The following is an 18,422-nucleotide window of genomic DNA, read 5'->3' as shown; positions in this document are numbered from 1 at the left end:
TTAAAATTTTTAAAGCGCTAAATATAAGGAAATTTGAAAGGAAGAAACCAGCTCGATTTTTCTGAAGAAATAATTACACAGATCAGAATTTTTATTGAGAGATTTCAAAAATTTAAACGTGAATAATCTTAAATTTAAAGAGTCTCTTTACTTTTTATTATGCGCTGTTTGCTCCTGATCAAAGTAATTGTCCTGCCGGTGATCTCTTGGTTAAGAACCCACTGCATATTGCTTCAATACGATAAATTATCATCATGAAAAACAAAACTGTTGTTGCTTTTGTATTAAGATTGAGCGTTCTCACAGTACTTTATTTTTTTGCCTGGATCTTTGGTAGTCTGGCAGTAGCAGCCCAATTTCCTGATACACCCTCTGAACCTGGGCTTGTGGGGGAATTAACCGGGTTACTGATTTTAAGCCTTTTGAACTCCGCCTTGATAATGGGGCTCATTTATTCCTCGCGCTGGAGAGGGTGGCGGCTTGTACTGCTATTAGGTTTAGCTCATTACGGGGCCTCAACTTTTATTACACAGGTAGAGACCTGGTATTTCCTAACAGAACTAACGGTGCCAGCCGCCCTGCTTCCAGGACTCTTTTTGATGGGCCTGCCGGTATCCTTTGGCTTCATTCCCCTTGCTGTTCTGATTTGCGGAAAATGGAAGGCTGAAAAAAGAAATGATGAAAATCTAAATCTTGTCATGCCCGGCAGACAGTTAATTACAAAACTAGCAGTAATTGCTGTGATCTATCTAATGATTTACTGGTGCGCGGGTTATTTTATTGCCTGGCAGAATCCCGAACTCAGGGAATTCTACGGAAGCCCGGGAGAGATAACGCCGTTTTGGGAGCATACCCTTACCACATTTGTAAACTCTCCGGGATTGGTGATCCTGCAACTCTTACGAGGTATTCTTTTTGCAGTGGTAGCGATGCCAATAATCCGGGGATCGCTGGTAAATCCCTGGTCAACAGCATTACTGGTGGGACTGCTTCTGGCTGTTCCTCATTTAAGTCACATCATTGCCAATCCTTTAATACCCCTGGCCAGTGTACGACTGAGTCATATGATCGAAACCGCCACCTCAACCTTTATATTTGGAATGATTGTATCCTGGCTGTTGCATCGCAAACATTTTGGACTTAAAGATCTCCTGGGAATAAGCCTCGGAAAATTATGAGCAAGCCGGTTTAAAAAGCTTTCTTTTCCCGGCTGAATATTTTCCTGTTTTTCAGTAATTTTTCTCAATAATTTAAGAAAATTTTATAATTTCGTTCCTACGCTGCACACCCCCTTCTGCCCTACAAAAAGTCGGTTGAGCTGCTAAGTAACAACCGTTTTCGCAATGATCTTAATAGCTGCGCCTGTTGGTGTTCTTAGCTTCTGAAATAGAATTTTTTCAGGAGTAAAAGCTGTTATTGTCCTTCCGAAGAATTCTAACAATACTTAAAAGATGAATAAAAAAGAATCGAAAAAAGGGACCCTTGTAGGCTTCGGAGTGGGAGCGATATTTTTTGCACTTTTCTTCTACGGCGCTCAGCAACTTTTTAAGCCCGACCTGGAATCGGAATTGAAGGAAGTGGCCGTGGAATTGAACAGGCAATCGCCGGTGCAGATCGATGAATTTACAAGACTGGATAGTGCTGCATCCAGGGGAAAAACCAATCTTATTTATTACTATACGCTCACCGGCACTGAGAAATCTGAAGTGAATGTTGATACCATCAACAAATATCTTAGACCGGGCGTCATTGAAAACGTAAAATATCACCCCGATCTCAAGGTCTTCCGGGATAACAATATCACATTAGACTATAATTATTATGACAGGAACCGGGAGTTTATTGCAGAGATCTCTGTAACGCCAGACCTCTATAAGGACCAGAACAACTAGCTCTTTGATTATCAGGATCAATTAAAAAACTCTCAAATTGAAAATGGAACAGAATAAAAAAATCAAACTTATAAGAACAGCCGTAATGGTTGCTGTTCTTGTATTTGCCGTGAACCTGGTACCCAGGATCTTCAACTCTGAAGCGAATAATTTAATAGGTTCAAAATACAGCCTTAAGGAAAGAGCTGAGATCATGAACAGGGATTGTCCTTTTGTAATTGATGAAAATACGCGGCTGGACAGTGTCACCGCGCCCGGGGAAGACATACTTCAGAACAATTATACCTTACTTCTGGAACATCGTGACAATATTGATGTAGAAGCTTTTCAGAACATTTTAAAACCTGAGATCACCACTCAGCTAAAAGCAATGCCTGAAGCTGAAGATCTTCGGAAAACAAATACCACGCTCGTTTACAAGTACTTTGATAAAGACCACAGTTTTGTGACAGACATCGTGATGTTACCGGGAGAATATTAATCTGCATCCTTTATGAAAAAAATATTATTAGTCCTTATTCTCCTGGTCTCAACACATGTAAAGGCACAGTTTGTCGGGGAGAAAGCCATTGATCTTTCTATAGGGCTGGGGATAAGTGCGCCTTATGATGAGGTGGAATATTACGGTTCCGGGTTTTATGCACAGGGAGAATATGTATTTAGCTTGAACAACTGGATTGACCTGCGGCCATATGCCGGTTTGATCCTTACAAAAATGGGAGAAAGAGAGCCCGGTGTTAATCCCGAAGATCACACTTCCACTGCAAACGCATTTCTTTTTGGCGCAAAAGCCCGCTTCACCATACCTATTCCCTGGGTCGCCCCTTATGTGGAATTGGGAGTGGGTGGGTCTGCCGGCTCTTTTGAAACCGTTACGCTCGACACGAACCTGGATGACAGCGGAGTCTTTGTGCATATTCCTTTCTCTCTGGGAGTAGAACTCGGGCCCAAACATAACGTGAACGTCGAATTCACCTATTACTTCCATGAGAGCATGAAACAAGTGGCAGGGGCTGCTGCGATTGGAGTGGCGATTCCGTTGAGGTGAGACTAATTTTATGGTTTGGTTTTGCGACAGAAATAAAGATTCTCTAAAATAAGCTGTAAATCTCCGGAAAATAAAGACTGCACCCAAAACTGCTTTTTTGAAAACTCATACCGAATTTTTTTTAGCAAGCCCTTGTAAATAGAAGCTTTCTGCTATATTTATGCGCTGAATGGGAAAAGTACTCTTAATAATTATTGCAATTTTAACTTCAGCTCAGGTTGAGGCTCAATTTTTCGAAGAAAGGGCCAGTTATATTTCTTTAGGGCCCGGTTTGAGTGCGCCATATGAGCAAATGGATCTGCTCCAGGATCCGGGGGTGTTTGCACAGGGAGAATATGTATTGAGTCCGGCGAGCTGGATCGACATTAGACCTTATGCCGGATTGATCCTGACGAAATTTAAGGAAAACTCGTCCGATGAGGTAAAGGCAAGGTACAGGTCATCGGCCAACGCTCTTTTGTTTGGCGGGAAAACGAGGCTCACTGCACCCATACCCTTTGTAGCACCTTTTTTTGAAATTGGAATTGGAGCATCCATTGGTTCCTTTGAAACCTTCATGCCTGCCAAAAGTATAGAGGAGAGCGGCGTCTTCCTGCATATTCCTGTCTCTCTTGGCTTAGTGTTGGAGGCCTTCACCAATGTAGATATCAAACTCACGGGGTATTTCCATAATGACCTGGAGCAGTTTGTAGGAGCTGCTGCCGTTGGTCTTTCGTTTCCCATTTACTAGTTCCATCTTCTGAATGGGAAAAAAGTCCTTTTCCCAATAGTAGTTAAATTTTGAAATACAATTAAAGAATATCCGGAGTTAACAGAAGTAACAATTATTTTCGCAAAAAAAATTGTTGTGCTGGAGACTTTCTATGCTGCGCTATGGAGTATTTCGCCATTTGGAGAAGCCAAAGTGGGACTGCCATATGCGATCCTGAACGGGGTGAATTATTACATCGCTTTTGTAGTATGCTTTGCCGCCAACGTTCTGGTTTTCCCGCTGATGCAGTTTTTCCTGCACTTTATCAATCGTCATTTTCTGCGGTGGAGATTTTACAAGAAGTCCGCAATTTTCGTGGCCAGGCGTGCTAAGACAGGGGCAGGCAAGAACGTACAGAAATACGGCTTTTGGGGCCTGCTTTTATTTGTGATGATGCCAATCCCTGGCACCGGAGTCTACGCGGGTACTATCGCTGCCTTCCTTTTCGGACTCGAACCAAAAAGAGCTTTTGCCGCTAACACGATTGGGATCTATTTCTCCTGTGTAATAGTCTGGACAGCTACAGTGCTGGCTGTAGAGGGAGGAGCTTAAAACAAATTTAAATTTTCTTTTCGGGATGTGCTGCTAATGTTTTTTAGGAGAGAACTCACTTTTGAAGAACACCTTAAAAGTAGTGCCTTCACCTGGCTTACTTTCCAAAGTGATCCTGCCGCCATGAGCTTCGATCATCCTTTTGGCTACATAAAGTCCCATGCCGGTTCCCTGTACATCCTCTCTTATTCTTAAAGACTTTTCGAAGATCCGGGCCTGATCTTTCTCTGCTATACCGGGTCCGTTATCCTGTACGCACAGGACCACAAAACGCTCCACTTTCTCAGTTGAGATCTCAATCCTTGCCGTTTTATCAGGGTCTCTGTATTTAATAGCATTGTGCACCAGGTTGTAAACCACGCTTCTAAGGCTGTTCTTCGGAAAAATGATCTCTGAAGTCTGAAAATTCTTTATAACCTCTATCCTGTGGAGCTTAATTTCATATTTTAGAGCAGTAAGCACATCGGCGCATATTTCCTGAATATTCAGTCTTAGCTCCCGGGGCTCTTCTTTTGACATATTTCCGTTATCTGTAATGAAATCATCTACCAGAGATGCGAGGCCTTTAGAAAACTGCCTGAGGTTCTTTATCCACTTATCGAATTGCTGCAGATCGTGATTTTTGTAGGCCTGAGTCAGGGTTTCTGCCAGTAAGGTAATGGCCGAAATAGGTTGCCTTATGTCGTGAGACAGTGCGAACATTAGCGTTTCATGTTGAGCATTCAGCTTCTCCAGCTCCTTGATCGCGTTGAGCCGTTTGGTAATATCTATAAAAGTAATGATGACCCCGTTGGTAATTTCCTCCTCATGTTCAATATAGGGCACTATATTCATTTGGTACCATAGACCATCTGTAGTTTGTATCTCCTTCTCGAGGTTTTCACCGGTCGCGATCACTTCCTCAATATTTTCAACAAAGGTAGGGTAGCGAATATTGTCCTTTATATCATGAATGCTGCTGCCCACGTGATCATAGGATAAAGAGAACTGTTTCATCGCCGGCGGGGTGAAGATCCTTAGAATAAGGTCCGCATCTACTAATAGCTGCGGAATGATCGTATTGGAAAAATAATTAGCCAGATCAAAATCGAGCTTTCGTAATTGACGGGCGTTATTGCGGGGAGTTTTAGGCATAATGTAGGGTGCATTCATTATACATGCAATTTGCAAATAACGGCAAAAATTGCGGGGGAAAGCACATAATACCAGTATTATATCAGGTTGACTCAGAGTTTTGGGGAGGTGCAAAATATAAAAATAATGACACCGATGATCATAAGCGTCAGTCGGTCTGGTTTTTTGTTTAAATGTCTAAACGGAAGAAGAGAAATTCTCTGGAGGATTAGATCTAAAAGTTTCTTCTGAAATCTTCGGTCTTGTAAGATTTTATATTATTTTTAACATCCCTACAGCTTTTTCAATTCCCGGCTTTGCATCATCTTTTTTGGATGTATTACTTCCGGCAGAAACATAAAGAATCCAAATGAAAAATCTGTCATTTCTTTTTGCTGCTATTCTCTTTTGGAGCTGTAGCGACGATCCTTTTAAAACAACTATTGCCGGAAACAGTAAAACCTTAGCCGGGCAAACCATTTACCTGAAGAAATACAGCCATCTCGATTACATGGAGGAATACATGCTCGATTCCACTGTGGTAGATTCCGAGGGAAATTTCGCCTTTAGTCTACTGAATACGGAGCCGGCACTTGTAACCATTGATAATAGACAAAGACCTCCGGGTACATATATGGTTTTGAGGGACAGGCCCGATCATTATTACTACTCATTCTGTGAAAAATTCTTCGGATTTGATCCTCTGTTCTATGTGGAGCAAGGGAAGAACTACAATATTGCCCACTGGAATGAAAAAAAGGATGAGGTAACCTATGGCGATGACCGGCACAACGTACTAAGAGACTACTATAAAAGTATAAATTTCAGAAAGTTTGTGGATGAGCAATCTGCTTCCGGGCAACAAGATCCCGAAAAAGTTTGGGGACAGGTGAGTGCTCACCGGGACAGCATTCTCACCAAATTGAATTTCGCACAAGATCTTAGAAATAAAAGTTTCGAAAACTACCTGAGGACCGAAATTGAATTAGGTGCAATAAATGAATTCCTGGCCTGGAATTATAGAGAGAATCCAAATCCTATGGAAGAGGAGCAACTGGAGCAGATCCTGGAGGCCTATAACAACCGAAACTGGAATCCCAACAGCATAGAATTGTACAAGCTGACCGAATGGTATATTTCTCACCAGATGAACAAGCAGAACGGAAAGAACCTGTACTACTACGAACCCAGTACTGAAAAAATCGCAATGGCCGAAAAATATGCCAATCCACGTATTAGGGAAAAGTTTGTTCGGAATTTGGAGGTTTTGATGGAGCGGAAGGAAGGGACGGAAATGGCTGAAAATAATTTAAATAAAAACTAGTAACACCGATATGAGAGAAAGATTAATTAGCAAATCTGAAATTATTGATATATCGAATCGGGATGAAAGTCATTTTTATGATAATAAAGCTTTTGAAATTAAAGGTGATAAAATTGTAGGTTCTTATAAATCAGCTGTGACGAAAAATGCCAATAGATCAAATCTTGAGTTTGCATGGCAATCCCGTTTTTACGACCACATAATCAGGGATCAGCAATACTTTGCAAGAATATCAGAATACATTCAAAAGAATCCTCAGAATTGGAAAGAGGATTCATTATTTCCGGAGGTATGATAGTTAAACGAACAACAATTCCACTTCTAACTTCGTACTTCTAAAATCTATTTAAAAATGTCATTTTTGACACCTCTTTGCGAAAATTCCAAGCACCAAATTCCAAATCCCAAATTTTTACCTGCCGAAGCTTTAGCGAAGGCAGGCCAAAACTTCTAACTTCGTATTTCTAAAATCGTACTTCAACGGAATCACTTATTATGAAAACAACTTTTCAGTTTGCCATTATTTTTATGAGCATGACAACCTTCGGGCAGACTTCAGAGAAAACTGATGAAGAGCAGATCAAGGAACTTATAGAAAAAACTTTTCAGGAGATATTTTCAGATTATGAGCCGCAGGCGCTGGATACCTGCCTCACTGAAGATTTTCTACTGCTGGAAACAGGAGAGGTGTGGGATATGGAGAAGATGAGGAGCTATGTGGAAAGATCGGGAGAAAGAAGATCTACTGTGAAACGCCTGAACTATTTTGATTTTATTGAGATTAAAATTGAAGGGAAGATGGCCTGGGTAGCCTACCACAACAACGCAAAGTTTAAGCAAGGGGAGGAGATCGTAAGGGAGATGAACTGGATAGAAAGCGCAACTGCTATTTTAACCGACGAGGGATGGAAACTGCAGATGCTGCATTCTACTGTAAAACAATGATCAGTTAACAATAAACAATTAGCAATGATCAATGAACCATACAAGTCAACCTCTATTTTCGCATTAATAAAACAGTCCGTTTATGCCTTCACAGCTTCAGTTCATCAGGAATGCAACTCTGGTTTATAATTACGGAGGTAAGAGGATCTTAATGGATCCCATGTTTGCTCAAAAGGATACCTATCCCGGATTTCCCGGAACAGTGAATTCAGATGTGAGGAATCCGCTGGTTGAGTTGCCTGTAAAACCTGAAAGTTTGTTTGATGTAGATGCTGTACTGCTAACACATCTGCACACCGATCACTGGGATCGCATGGCGCAGCAAATTCTGCCTAAAGACTTAAAGATCCTGGTTCAGAATACCGGGGATGCTCAAAAAGTAGAATCACAGGGCTTTACTGATGTTGAGGTCTTACCTGAGCAGACAAATTTTGACGGACTACAGATCACCAAAACCCGCTGCCAACATGGAAACGATGCAGCCTATACCGTACCCGAAATGGCTGAATTCCTGGGAGAATCCTCGGGCTTCTATTTTTCCGCGGAAGGGGACAGATCTGTTTACTTCCTGGGAGATACCATCTGGATCGATGAGATAGAGCAGAATATAAAAAACCTGAAACCCGATGTGGTGGTGGTCAACGCCGGCCGTGCCAGGATGGAGGACGGGCGATTTGGTGCTATACTAACCGGAAAAGAAGATGTTGAAAGGATCCACAAACTTTTACCGACTGCCACGATTATAACTATTCATATGGAGGCTTTAAATCACTGTAGCCTTAGCCGAAGTGAACTGAGGAAATTTGCGAAAGAAAATGCCTTTTCTGAAAAGCTGATAATTCCGAAAGAAGGGGATGCTATTGACCTGGGCGGGTAGGAATTCTATTAAAGATTCACACCCAGGCCGTTTACAGAAAATTGAACATAAACACCTGCCAAAAATGCCATTTTTGGAACCTCTTCAAAGCGAACACTTTTTTCAGAAAACATCCAGAAGCAAAACTGATTTTTTGTTTTTTTTCTCCGCCCGTACATAATAACCTGATTTTCAAATAAAATATTTAACTTGTTCAGCGAATCGGGTGAATGTTTGCATTCCTACTTCCGCGACCGGCCGTTCATATTGCATTGTAGTGAATTAACGAATCCAACCATTCATGAAAAGGTATTTTCTACCCCTGTTGCTATTTTCTGCACTTTTTCTTGCCACTGCCTGCGAACCCGAAGGTTCGGGGGATAAAGAACCCGAACCACCGGTAGCTGAAGAGATCATAGAAATTCCCGATGAGCATTTTAAGCATGCGCTGGTAAGCACCAATTCCATAGACACAAATGGAGATAATGAAGGCGATAGCGACATCGATCTAAATAACGACGGGGAGATCCAGCGCAGTGAAGCGGAATTGATCGAAGGATTGATCCTTCATTTTAATTATATTGAGTTCGAAAGATATGTGGATCTCAGCGGAATCGAGAATTTTCTCAATCTCAGGCACCTTAAAATGTCCGGTGATCACAGGCATAACAAGGTCGAAAATGAAGAGTTGATTACCTATGATCTTTCCGGGCTAAAAAAGCTTGAATATGTTCAGCTTAGCAATCTTGGCACAAACGCCTTCGAGGCTATAGATCTCCGTGGCCTTTCGAATTTAAAAGAATTGATATTGCTCAATAGCAGGCCTGACTATGGATTGGACTTCGAAGATTGGAACAAGCCTATAGCTTTTATGGATATTAAACTAGAAGGTGCTTCTAACCTGACGGTTATGGATATTACCAATAGTTTTTTAAATATAGATTTCTGTAAGGTGCCATCCCTCAAAAGACTTAACATGTCTTACCTGGAAGGAGGGGAGCCGGAGATCTTTGATTTCCATTGTTTAACCAATCTGGAATGGCTTGATATCTCCGATAATCATATTGATAAGCTGATCCTTAAAAATTCTTCGGTTTTGAATACTTTAATTGCGAGAGATATTGGTTACGGGGAAGATGGATTCGCCAATTACCCTTATCTGGAACATATCTGTATAGATGATATCCCGGAGGAGTTTGAGCAGATCGCCACTTTGAGAGATGAGAATACGGTGGTGGTGACAGATTGTAGTTATTAGTTTACTACTCTAAAATCTTATTTTTTAAAGCCTCTCCGGGAATGAGTTGTGGGGCAGGAACTTTCCTATATCCATTTAAAATAATTGAGGATAAGGCGTAACTTGCTAATTTTCAATAAAATAATTATCTTGATCGTCATTTCAGGTCAAGTTTGCATCCCTACCTCCGCGACCAGACCTTTCATTAAGTAACCAATTCTGTTCTTATGAAAAGAAGTTTGCTGCCTCTGCTATTGCTATTGCTATTGATCATTTCCTGTGAACCGGAGAACCTGGGGGATCCTCATCAGGAGCCGCCGCCCCGCGGAATTGACATTACCGATGATTATTTGAAACAAGTGCTCATAAGCACATATTGCAATGACACGAATAATGATAACATCGGAGATCGCAATGTGGACCTGAACAATGATGGTGAGATTCAGCGTACAGAAGCAGAACTAATTGAAGCTCTGGTCATCGATTTTTTTAATCCCGAGATCAAAGAATCTGTAAATCTTACAGGTATTGAAAATTTTGTAAATCTCAGACGATTGACATTAAGTGGACTAAGTATTTTTTCGGTAGAACAAACTCCTAAAACAGAATTACTTAGCTATGATCTCACAGATTTGAAAAATCTCGAATACCTGGAGGTGAACGTCCTTACAACAAATCATTATAAAGCTCTGGACCTTTCAGGCCTCACTAATTTGAAAGAGCTGAAATTAATAAACAACAGACCCTACTATTTAGGCTACACAGAAGAAAATATAAAACTTCCTGTCAATTTTTTGGATGTTAACCTGGCAGGAACGAACAGCTTAACGAAACTGGATATAAGTAACAGCTTTTTGAATATTGATTTTTGCCAGATACCTTCCCTTAAAGAACTAAAAATGTCCCACCTTAATGGCGGCGAACCCGAAACTTTCGACTTCCATTGTTTAACCAGTCTGGAATGGCTGGATATTTCTGAGAACCTGATCAAAACGCTGATCCTGAAGAATTCTTCTGTCTTGCATACTTTGATTGCCGAAGATATAGGATATGGGGAAGAGGGATTTGCCAATTATCCTTATATAGAGCAAATCTGTATTGATGATATCCCGGAGGAGTTTGAGCAGATCGCCACTTTGAGAGATGAGAATACTGTTGTGGTAACAGATTGTGGCTTTTGAGTCATGCCTGCCAAACTTCAGCATAAATACAGGAATGGATCAATCCGTCTGCAGCGATGGGATTATGGTTGGGATGCGGCATATTTTATAAGTGGATGACGAAATGAAGTTGTCACAGGCGGGGGTAATTTCAGAGGCATTGTGGTATGAAATTAAAAACCATTCAAAAAAAGTTGATTTAGGGGAATTTGTGGTAATGCCGAACCATATTCATGGAATTATTATCTTGGATGGAATACACATTGGAAAATTGATAATATTGATATTGGTATTGTAGGGGTAAGGCATGCCTTGCCCCTACAATATCAACGGGGCAATCCAATCCAACCCGGCCAGGATTCCGAAAAAACCATCGGCCAATTTCAAAATCGGGGGAAAAATACGATTTCATCTATTGTAGGATCCTATAAATCGGCCGTTACAAAACACCCCAATAGATTGGGGTTAAAATTTGCATGGCAAATCAGATTTTATGATCATATCATCCGGGACCAACAATCATTTTATAGAATTTCCGAATACATTCAGAAGAATCCTGTGAACTGGAAAGAGGATCAATTGTTTCCAGGAGAAATGAAGGTTTGTAAAATTTTAAGGCAATAAGGCATCTTCTAACATCTGACTTCTAGAAACCAACTTCTAACTTCGTACTTTTAAAATCGCACTTCTAAAATCGTACTTCCAACTTCGTACTTTTAATAAACCTGTAATACAAGTCCTACTGTGTTTTAAATGCGTACTATTGTTGTAGCGTTCAACGCTTCCCTTTTATCGGTTAGAGGTTGTTTTAAATCCCGGTCAATTCGAGAGTTTATTTGCGCCTTACCCCCAATTTCAATGAAATTATACATAAAAAACATGGTCGGTTTACCCGGCAAAGCCCTGGTAAAAGGAGAACTCGAAAGGCTGAAGATCCCTTTTGGGCTTATTGATATTGGGGTGGTGGAGCTTCCTGACGGGCTAACGCCAAAGCAACGGGTCCAGTTAAAGATCAATCTTCTACCCCTGGGATTGAAACTGCACGAGGCTAAAAAAGTCATTCTGGTCGAAAAGATAAAGACTGCCATCCTGGAAATGATCGAGTATTCAGACGGACATCCTATAATCAGCTATTCTGAACACCTGAGCGCAAAAATGGGTTACGATTACACTTATCTGGCCAACATCTTTTCAGAAGTATATGGGTTCTCCATACATCAGTATATCATTTCCGGCAAAATTGAGAGGGTGAAAGAACTGCTTTTCACCGGCGGAATCAGCTTGTCTCAGATCTCCTATAACCTGCATTACAGCAGCGTGGCACATTTATCCGGCCAGTTTAAAAAGGTTACCGGCATCTCTCCCACATGTTATAAATTGATAAGGCAGAAAAGGGAAGATATGGCTGAACTCCAACAGGCATAATTGCTTTACCTCTCGAAAAATAATTTCCTTTTCTCCTTTTTTACCTTCCCAGGAAGCTGTCAGCAGCTTCTAAAAATGACTCCGGCCCAACAGGAATGGCACCTGAACATCAATAGTTAAACTGTAGCCAATAGTGTGAATTATATAACATTTCAGTAGGACTTGTCCCTCACATTTGCAGCGTGAAAATTTTCACTCTGGCCCCTTGCCAATAACACTATCAAAAAAAATATATGCGTTTTAAAAAATTATCATTAACCCCTGCCTTTGCATTTGCATTTGCACTTGCCCTTTTTACTTCGGGATGTTCCGAAGATGATGTCGTTGAGGTCGTGGGAGTATGCCCTATTGTACTGTCGACCATCCCGGATGACGGGGATGTAGATGTCCCTCTCGACCAGGTGATCTCTGTGATCTTTAATGAAGAACTTAATCCTGAGACTGTAAATTCAGAAACTTTTACTATAACCGGAACCAATAAAGTAACCGGAACTGTTACCTATTCAGAATCTACCGCCTTTTTTACCCCGGCTGCCAATCTCCTGCCAAATGTTATCTACACAGGAACTGTAACCACAGGGATTAAAGATCCTATGGGTAATGCATTGCAGGAAAATTATGTATGGAGCTTTACAACTATTCCTCAAGTTACAGCAACTGCTGCTCCCGAGACCAGTGGAACTGTGACAGGATCTGGAGATTTTAATGAAGGATCTACCGTTAGTGTTGTAGCAACGGCTAACGAAGGTTTTGCATTTTCAAACTGGACAGTTGGTGACAAAATTGTTTCGACAAATGCAAACTACGAGTTTAAAATGAATGGGAACATTGCATTAGTTGCACATTTCGTAGTAAGAACTTATACTTTAAACCTAACTGCTGAAAACGGAACTGTTGCAAAAGATCCAAACCAGGAAACTTACGACACCGGCACTACAGTAAAACTTACTGCTACGCCAGCCGCAGGATATGAATTTTCTTCATGGAGCGGGGATGCCACGGGATCTACAAATCCCCTGACTGTTACTATGGATGCTGATAAGAATATTACTGCAAACTTTACTCCTATTCAGTTTTCATTGAGCCTGACTGCCCAAAACGGAACTATTGCTAAGGATCCAAACCAGCAGACTTACAATAGTGGCTCTACGGTAAAGCTTACCGCTAGCCCGGCTGTAGGATATCAATTCTCTTCATGGAGCGGTGACGCGAGCGGATCTACAAATCCCCTTACAGTTACGATGAACGCTAACAAGAATATCACTGCGAACTTTACTTTGGTACCAATTAGCACCTATACCTTAAATGTAACTGCTCAAAACGGAACTGTCGCTAAGAATCCAAATCAGCAGACTTATAGTAGTGGAACTACGGTAAAGCTTACTGCCATCCCGGCCACAGGATATCAGTTCTCTTCCTGGAGCGGTGACGCCAGCGGATCTACAAATCCGTTAACAATCACAATGAACGCTAACAAGAACATTACTGCTAACTTTACTTTGATACCTGCTAACACTTATACCCTTAATGTTACAGCTCAGAATGGAACTGTCGCTAAGGATCCTAATCAGCAATCCTACAACAGCGGAAGTACAGTAAGACTTACAGCCACCCCGGCTAATGGTTATGAATTTTCATCGTGGAGTGGTGATGCTTCAGGAACTAACAATCCCCTCAGCGTTACTATGAACGCTAACAAGAACATCACAGCGAACTTTACTCAGGTGAACAATTCCAATATCCAGGGTATCAACATGAGATCTGCCGGAGACTTTGTTGTGCTTGCAGGAGCAGGGATCACAAACACTGGTGTTACTACCAGGTTAACAGGTGATGTGGGTTCATTCCCAACCGCCACGATCAACGGTCTGGACCAGACCAATGTAATTGGAAAGCTTTATACCACGGCTGATCCTATAGTTGACCAGGCCAAAAAGGATTTGACCACAGCCTATAATGATGGCCAGTCCAGATCTTTAAATGCTATTTCGTTACCGGGACAACTTGGAGGTCTTACTCTTACCCCGGGGTTGTATGTTAATTCATCATCAACCGGAATTTCAGGAACAGGCCCACAGGGAGTCTTAACCTTACATGGTGATGCAAATGCGGTGTGGATCTTTAAGATGGGATCAACTTTGATCACAGATCCGGGGACAAGTATTGTTCTTTCGGGTGGTGCAAAAGCTGAAAATATTTACTGGATAGTAGGTACTTCTGCAACTCTTGGAACCACTTCTGTTTTCTACGGAAATATACTTGCTGATATCTCGATCACCCTGAATACCGGTGCAGTCCTTAATGGAAGAGCATTGGCGAGGACGGGATCTGTAAGCCTGGATTCTAACACAGCTAAAAAATAATGATCCGCTTAGGGATCGGTAAAATTAAAATCAATTATAAAATGGGACTGTGCCCTGCACAGTCCTCTTATAACCAAAATATGAAAAAAATACTTTTTATTATAATAATCGCATTAGGTTTCCAGATGCCTACACTGGCACAGGAAACCGGGTACGAAAAGCCAACCTGGTTGTTTGGTGTAGCCGCCGGTGCTAACTTCAATTTCTATCGCGGAACCACTCAGCGCATAAATGCCGATCTAATGGTGCCCACAGCTTTTCATGACGGGACCGGAGTTGGTCTTTTTGCCGCACCTCTTATAGAATATCGTTTCCCAAATTCAGTTTGGGGGATCATGCTGCAGGCAGGATATGACAATCGCCAGGGCGAGTGGGATCAGGTGATGTCACCATGTTACTGTCCTATGGACCTTTCTTCAGATCTTAGCTATATCACAATAGAACCTAGTCTGCGAATCGCGCCTTTCAAGAACTCATTTTATGTGTTCACCGGTCCAAGACTGGCGTTCAACCTGGATAAGTCTTTTACTTATCAGAAAGGAACAAATCCTGCATATCCAGATCAAATAGCCGATCCTGAAGTCAATGCCGACTTTAGTGAGGTGGAGGACAGGCTTATCTCTATGCAAGTGGGAGCGGGATTTGACATTCCTCTTTCTTCAAATAAGCAGAGAACGCAATTTGTTCTTTCTCCCTTTGTAGCTTTCCATCCTTACTTCGGTCAGAATCCACGCTCAGTAGAATCATGGAATATTACCACGATAAGAGCCGGTGCAGCCATTAAGTTTGGTGTGGGACGTAAATCTGTAGTTGAAGAAGTTGCAGTGGTAAGACCGGAATTTAAATTTGCAGTTGATTCGCCACGAAATGTACCAGGAGAGCGCCTTGTTTCCGAAACTTTTCCTTTGAGCAACTACATATATTTTGAAAAAGGATCAACAGAGATCCCTAACAGATATAAGTTATTGAACAAGGATGAGGTAAAAGATTTTAAGGAAGATCAGGTTGCAGTTAAGTCACCAAAAGATCTTTCCGGACGTTCTAAACGTGAAATGGCGGTTTACTACCATGTTTTGAATATTCTTGGCGACCGTATGGGTAAGAATCCGAACACAACAATAACTCTTGTTGGTTCATCTGAAAAAGGTCCCGAAGACGGAAAACTAATGGCAGGATCTGTCAAAACTTACCTGGTGGATGTATTTGCGATCAACGCATCAAGAATTGCTGTTGAAGGAAAGAACAAACCAAAACTTCCTTCAGAAAAAACTGGAGGAAAACTGGAGTTGGATCTTTTACGTGAAGAGGACAGAAGGGTAACTATTGAAAGTACTTCTCCCGCCTTGCTAATGGAATTCCAGAGCGGCCCTAATGCTGCCATGAAGTCGGTACAACTTAGAGGTATTCAGGAAGCACCTGCTTCCAGCAATGTTACCTTTAAGAATGCCGGAGCAAAAGAAGCATTCTCTACATGGAGACTTGAACTTACAGATGATAATGGAACGGTTAAAAACTACGGACCTTATACTGACGAAGAAGTGAGCATCCCCGGAAAGACCATTTTAGGAACCAATACCAAAGGCGACTTCAAAGTGAAAATGATCGGTACTGCCAAAGATGGTGAGACCATAACTGAAGATTCTAAAATAAACGTTGTACTATGGTCTCCGTCTGAAGTGGAAGAAGGTATGAGATTTAGTATCATCTATGACTTTGATAATTCAAAAGCGATCGCGATGTACGAAAAATACCTTACTGAGATCGTAGCGGCAAAAATTCCGAAGAATGGAAAAGTGGTCATCCATGGACATACAGATGTTATTGGAGAGACAAAGAGAAATCAGGAATTATCTATAGCCCGTGCCAATGACGTGAAAAAGATACTTGAAGTGGCACTTGCTAAATCAAATAGAAAAGATGTTGTGTTCGAGGTTCATGGTTTTGGTGAAGATACTGTAAAGTCTCCTTTTGGAAATGATCTTCCCGAAGAACGTGCGTATAACCGTACGGTGGTGATCGATCTACTTGCAAGCAATAAATCGCTGTAATTTTTAGAGATAAAATTCTCAGATAATAAAAAAAGGACCTGATGTAAAGATCAGGTCCTTTTTTTTGTTTCCGTAAACTGCAGATGTCAATATTTTTATGAAATCTAAATCAGGTAATTAGCAGTAGTAAAGCTTCAGCTTTTAAGGAATGGCTGGATCTTTAGATTCAGAAGGAAAGAGAAGTGCGAGTTCAGGAGGATTTTTTATGAAGGGTCTTAATTGCCTAACTTACAGCAGTTATTACCGGAATTATGAACAAATACAGAAATGAATCTCTCCGTCTCCAGAACTGGGATTATGGATGAGATCGGCATATTTTATAACTATTCGCACCAAAGCCCGGGAAAATTATTTTGGAAAATTGTGGATGGAAAGATGCAGTTGTCACAGGCAGGTGTGATTGCAGATGTTCTGCGGGTTGAAATTAAAACCATTCAAAAATGTTAATTTGGGGGAATTTATGGTAATGCCGAACCATGTTCATGGGATCATTGTATTGGACGGAAATAAACCGCGGGAAATTGATGATGTTGATATTGTATCTTATGGTTTGTTGAACCAGGTTTTGTTTTCCTCATGGCTTATGTAAGTACGCTCCTCTAAAAGGATCTACAAAAAAGGAAAGGCAGACCGCAGGAGATCAACCAAAAAAATACTTTCCGGAAGGTTTAAACCTATTGCCGAAAAAAAATAGCGTGCAAAAGGTAGCCGAGATTTATCTCCCCTCGAAATTAATGCGCGTCCACTCCATGGGGAGGTCCGGCCTGGATGGCCTGATAAAGCTTATGTATATATACAATGTACTTAACATAATTATTCACCCATTCCCGACCTTCGGCAACACTCTTTTCTTTATTCTCTGCAGAAGTTCTGGCTTTCTCAAACCATTTTGAACTTTCCTCCTCCAGTGCGCTGCACAAAAGATTTTTTACCGGCTCAAAATTGCCTGTTTCCAGGGCTTTCTCTGCCGCTTCTATATCCGGCGGATTGGGACTTGCAGGTTTAAGACCTTCAAAAGGCATTCCTTCTGCCGCGCGGTGCAGTCTTACAGCTGTTTCCATAAAATATTTTTCAGCCAGTTCCGCAGCACCTCCTCCCTCCTTAAAAACCTGTAGGCTTTGCTGAAATTTTTCCCGGAGCTCCTGCTCCTCTTCTTCTCCTACCCAAATCAGGATCCTGTCGATATTTTCCGTTTTCAGGGCTTCTTTAGCAGCTATTGCCACCGGTCCATTTTCCCTGTCGCAGTGGGCCAACAGGTTGGGATTCCATAACAACAGGAAAACCATGATCACAGAATACCTGAAAAACCTTTTTACCTGAAAGAGAAGCCCTACTTTACATGTTTTGAGAGTTTTCATAATCTTCTTTTTTATAGATCTGAAAATTAGTGAGTATATAAACTAAAAACCATGAGAAATGTCAGGAGCCGAAAATTTATTGTTTTAAATGACTGGCGTATTTAAAAATAAAGACCACTTCCAGTTTACCTTCTAAAACTTCCATTTCTCCCCGGTAATTTTCTGCTCAAATGATTTTCAAGTCAGTAGGCTTCAGGGGGATATTTAATTTTTTTTTGTTTTCATCTTAACCTTCAGAAAAAAAACCGATATTTAAGAGACTGCTTGAGGTTCAGCTTTTTAGCAGGTATTATTCCGCTTTCCATTTTCTCCCCCGAAATGAATTCCCCCCTTCCCCCTGAAGTACCGAA

At 41.3% G+C, this 18,422-nt stretch carries 18 protein-coding genes; 16 read left to right on the top strand and 2 right to left on the bottom strand.

The window, feature by feature from the left end:
* Positions 1 to 254: 254 nt before the first annotated feature.
* The 6 genes from G564_RS0108380 to G564_RS0108355 all read left to right on the top strand — a co-directional run bounded on the left by G564_RS0108380 (position 255) and on the right by G564_RS0108355 (position 4,243).
* Positions 255 to 1,178, top strand: coding sequence for a hypothetical protein (locus G564_RS0108380; protein WP_029037267.1), 924 nt, complete (start codon positions 255 to 257; stop codon positions 1,176 to 1,178).
* 273 nt (positions 1,179 to 1,451) lie between these two features.
* Positions 1,452 to 1,892 (top strand): hypothetical protein, encoded by a 441-nt coding sequence (locus tag G564_RS0108375; RefSeq protein ID WP_029037266.1) that lies wholly within the window; start codon positions 1,452 to 1,454, stop codon positions 1,890 to 1,892.
* A gap of 43 nt (positions 1,893 to 1,935) precedes the next feature.
* On the top strand, positions 1,936 to 2,373 hold the full coding sequence (locus tag G564_RS0108370; RefSeq protein WP_156879205.1) for a hypothetical protein: 438 nt from the start codon (positions 1,936 to 1,938) through the stop codon (positions 2,371 to 2,373).
* A 12-nt stretch (positions 2,374 to 2,385) separates the two neighbouring features.
* Positions 2,386 to 2,940, top strand: coding sequence for an outer membrane beta-barrel protein (locus G564_RS0108365; protein WP_029037264.1), 555 nt, complete (start codon positions 2,386 to 2,388; stop codon positions 2,938 to 2,940).
* Positions 2,941 to 3,109: 169 nt separating this feature from the next.
* Positions 3,110 to 3,670, top strand: a complete 561-nt coding sequence (locus G564_RS0108360) for a hypothetical protein (RefSeq protein ID WP_029037263.1) — start codon at positions 3,110 to 3,112, stop codon at positions 3,668 to 3,670.
* Between the two features lie 117 nt (positions 3,671 to 3,787).
* Positions 3,788 to 4,243, top strand: a complete 456-nt coding sequence (locus G564_RS0108355) for a COG2426 family protein (protein WP_037373715.1) — start codon at positions 3,788 to 3,790, stop codon at positions 4,241 to 4,243.
* A 33-nt stretch (positions 4,244 to 4,276) separates the two neighbouring features.
* On the opposite strand, the gene G564_RS0108350 is transcribed toward G564_RS0108355, so the two are convergent.
* On the bottom strand, positions 4,277 to 5,395 hold the full coding sequence (locus G564_RS0108350) for a sensor histidine kinase (protein ID WP_245583677.1): 1,119 nt from the start codon (positions 5,393 to 5,395) through the stop codon (positions 4,277 to 4,279).
* Positions 5,396 to 5,726: 331 nt separating this feature from the next.
* Here G564_RS0108350 and G564_RS0108340 point away from each other — a divergent pair, with 331 nt between their 5' ends.
* The 10 genes from G564_RS0108340 to G564_RS20585 all read left to right on the top strand — a co-directional run bounded on the left by G564_RS0108340 (position 5,727) and on the right by G564_RS20585 (position 17,303).
* Positions 5,727 to 6,680: a hypothetical protein gene (locus tag G564_RS0108340; RefSeq protein WP_029037260.1), complete on the top strand. Its 954-nt coding sequence runs from the start codon at positions 5,727 to 5,729 to the stop codon at positions 6,678 to 6,680.
* 10 nt (positions 6,681 to 6,690) lie between these two features.
* Positions 6,691 to 6,975 (top strand): hypothetical protein, encoded by a 285-nt coding sequence (locus tag G564_RS19890; protein WP_029037259.1) that lies wholly within the window; start codon positions 6,691 to 6,693, stop codon positions 6,973 to 6,975.
* Positions 6,976 to 7,175: 200 nt separating this feature from the next.
* Positions 7,176 to 7,625, top strand: a complete 450-nt coding sequence (locus tag G564_RS0108330; RefSeq protein ID WP_051205366.1) for a nuclear transport factor 2 family protein — start codon at positions 7,176 to 7,178, stop codon at positions 7,623 to 7,625.
* An 82-nt stretch (positions 7,626 to 7,707) separates the two neighbouring features.
* Entirely contained in the window at positions 7,708 to 8,502 is a 795-nt protein-coding gene (locus G564_RS0108325; RefSeq protein WP_029037257.1) for an MBL fold metallo-hydrolase, read from the top strand.
* Positions 8,503 to 8,782: 280 nt separating this feature from the next.
* A complete protein-coding gene (locus tag G564_RS0108315) occupies positions 8,783 to 9,739 on the top strand; it encodes a leucine-rich repeat domain-containing protein (RefSeq protein ID WP_037373713.1) in 957 nt (318 codons plus the stop codon).
* Between the two features lie 206 nt (positions 9,740 to 9,945).
* A complete protein-coding gene (locus G564_RS0108310; protein WP_029037255.1) occupies positions 9,946 to 10,899 on the top strand; it encodes a leucine-rich repeat domain-containing protein in 954 nt (317 codons plus the stop codon).
* 837 nt (positions 10,900 to 11,736) lie between these two features.
* On the top strand, positions 11,737 to 12,303 hold the full coding sequence (locus G564_RS0108295) for a helix-turn-helix domain-containing protein (RefSeq protein WP_029037254.1): 567 nt from the start codon (positions 11,737 to 11,739) through the stop codon (positions 12,301 to 12,303).
* 233 nt (positions 12,304 to 12,536) lie between these two features.
* A complete protein-coding gene (locus G564_RS19885) occupies positions 12,537 to 14,666 on the top strand; it encodes an InlB B-repeat-containing protein (protein ID WP_051205365.1) in 2,130 nt (709 codons plus the stop codon).
* Positions 14,667 to 14,746: 80 nt separating this feature from the next.
* Positions 14,747 to 16,714: an OmpA family protein gene (locus G564_RS0108285; protein WP_245583676.1), complete on the top strand. Its 1,968-nt coding sequence runs from the start codon at positions 14,747 to 14,749 to the stop codon at positions 16,712 to 16,714.
* Between the two features lie 448 nt (positions 16,715 to 17,162).
* Positions 17,163 to 17,303: a hypothetical protein gene (locus G564_RS20585; protein WP_156879204.1), complete on the top strand. Its 141-nt coding sequence runs from the start codon at positions 17,163 to 17,165 to the stop codon at positions 17,301 to 17,303.
* A gap of 142 nt (positions 17,304 to 17,445) precedes the next feature.
* On the opposite strand, the gene G564_RS18890 is transcribed toward G564_RS20585, so the two are convergent.
* Positions 17,446 to 18,072 carry a DUF6448 family protein gene (locus tag G564_RS18890; RefSeq protein ID WP_051205364.1) on the bottom strand — a complete coding sequence of 209 codons (627 nt, stop codon included), beginning with the start codon at positions 18,070 to 18,072 and terminating at the stop codon, positions 17,446 to 17,448.
* Between the last annotated feature and the right edge of the window lie 350 nt (positions 18,073 to 18,422).

This window comes from Salinimicrobium xinjiangense DSM 19287 (assembly GCF_000423585.1).
In the GTDB taxonomy this organism is placed as follows: Bacteria; Bacteroidota; Bacteroidia; order Flavobacteriales; family Flavobacteriaceae; genus Salinimicrobium; species Salinimicrobium xinjiangense.
The sequence above is the reverse complement of the archived record's forward strand: the minus strand, read 5'-3'. Positions and strand labels throughout refer to the sequence as shown.

Excerpts from the sequence above, each read along its gene's own strand:
- G564_RS18890 (WP_051205364.1), bottom strand. The coding sequence starts at position 18,072 with ATGAAAACTCTCAAAACATGTAAAGTAGGGCTTCTCTTTCAGGTAAAA.
- G564_RS0108295 (WP_029037254.1), top strand. The coding sequence starts at position 11,737 with ATGAAATTATACATAAAAAACATGGTCGGTTTACCCGGCAAAGCCCTG.
- G564_RS0108350 (WP_245583677.1), bottom strand. The coding sequence starts at position 5,395 with ATGAATGCACCCTACATTATGCCTAAAACTCCCCGCAATAACGCCCGT.
- G564_RS0108380 (WP_029037267.1), top strand. The coding sequence starts at position 255 with ATGAAAAACAAAACTGTTGTTGCTTTTGTATTAAGATTGAGCGTTCTC.
- G564_RS0108325 (WP_029037257.1), top strand. The coding sequence starts at position 7,708 with ATGCCTTCACAGCTTCAGTTCATCAGGAATGCAACTCTGGTTTATAAT.
- G564_RS0108360 (WP_029037263.1), top strand. The coding sequence starts at position 3,110 with ATGGGAAAAGTACTCTTAATAATTATTGCAATTTTAACTTCAGCTCAG.
- G564_RS0108365 (WP_029037264.1), top strand. The coding sequence starts at position 2,386 with ATGAAAAAAATATTATTAGTCCTTATTCTCCTGGTCTCAACACATGTA.
- G564_RS0108375 (WP_029037266.1), top strand. The coding sequence starts at position 1,452 with ATGAATAAAAAAGAATCGAAAAAAGGGACCCTTGTAGGCTTCGGAGTG.
- G564_RS19885 (WP_051205365.1), top strand. The coding sequence starts at position 12,537 with ATGCGTTTTAAAAAATTATCATTAACCCCTGCCTTTGCATTTGCATTT.
- G564_RS0108330 (WP_051205366.1), top strand. The coding sequence starts at position 7,176 with ATGAAAACAACTTTTCAGTTTGCCATTATTTTTATGAGCATGACAACC.
- G564_RS0108285 (WP_245583676.1), top strand. The coding sequence starts at position 14,747 with ATGAAAAAAATACTTTTTATTATAATAATCGCATTAGGTTTCCAGATG.
- G564_RS0108315 (WP_037373713.1), top strand. The coding sequence starts at position 8,783 with ATGAAAAGGTATTTTCTACCCCTGTTGCTATTTTCTGCACTTTTTCTT.
- G564_RS19890 (WP_029037259.1), top strand. The coding sequence starts at position 6,691 with ATGAGAGAAAGATTAATTAGCAAATCTGAAATTATTGATATATCGAAT.
- G564_RS0108310 (WP_029037255.1), top strand. The coding sequence starts at position 9,946 with ATGAAAAGAAGTTTGCTGCCTCTGCTATTGCTATTGCTATTGATCATT.
- G564_RS0108370 (WP_156879205.1), top strand. The coding sequence starts at position 1,936 with ATGGAACAGAATAAAAAAATCAAACTTATAAGAACAGCCGTAATGGTT.
- G564_RS0108340 (WP_029037260.1), top strand. The coding sequence starts at position 5,727 with ATGAAAAATCTGTCATTTCTTTTTGCTGCTATTCTCTTTTGGAGCTGT.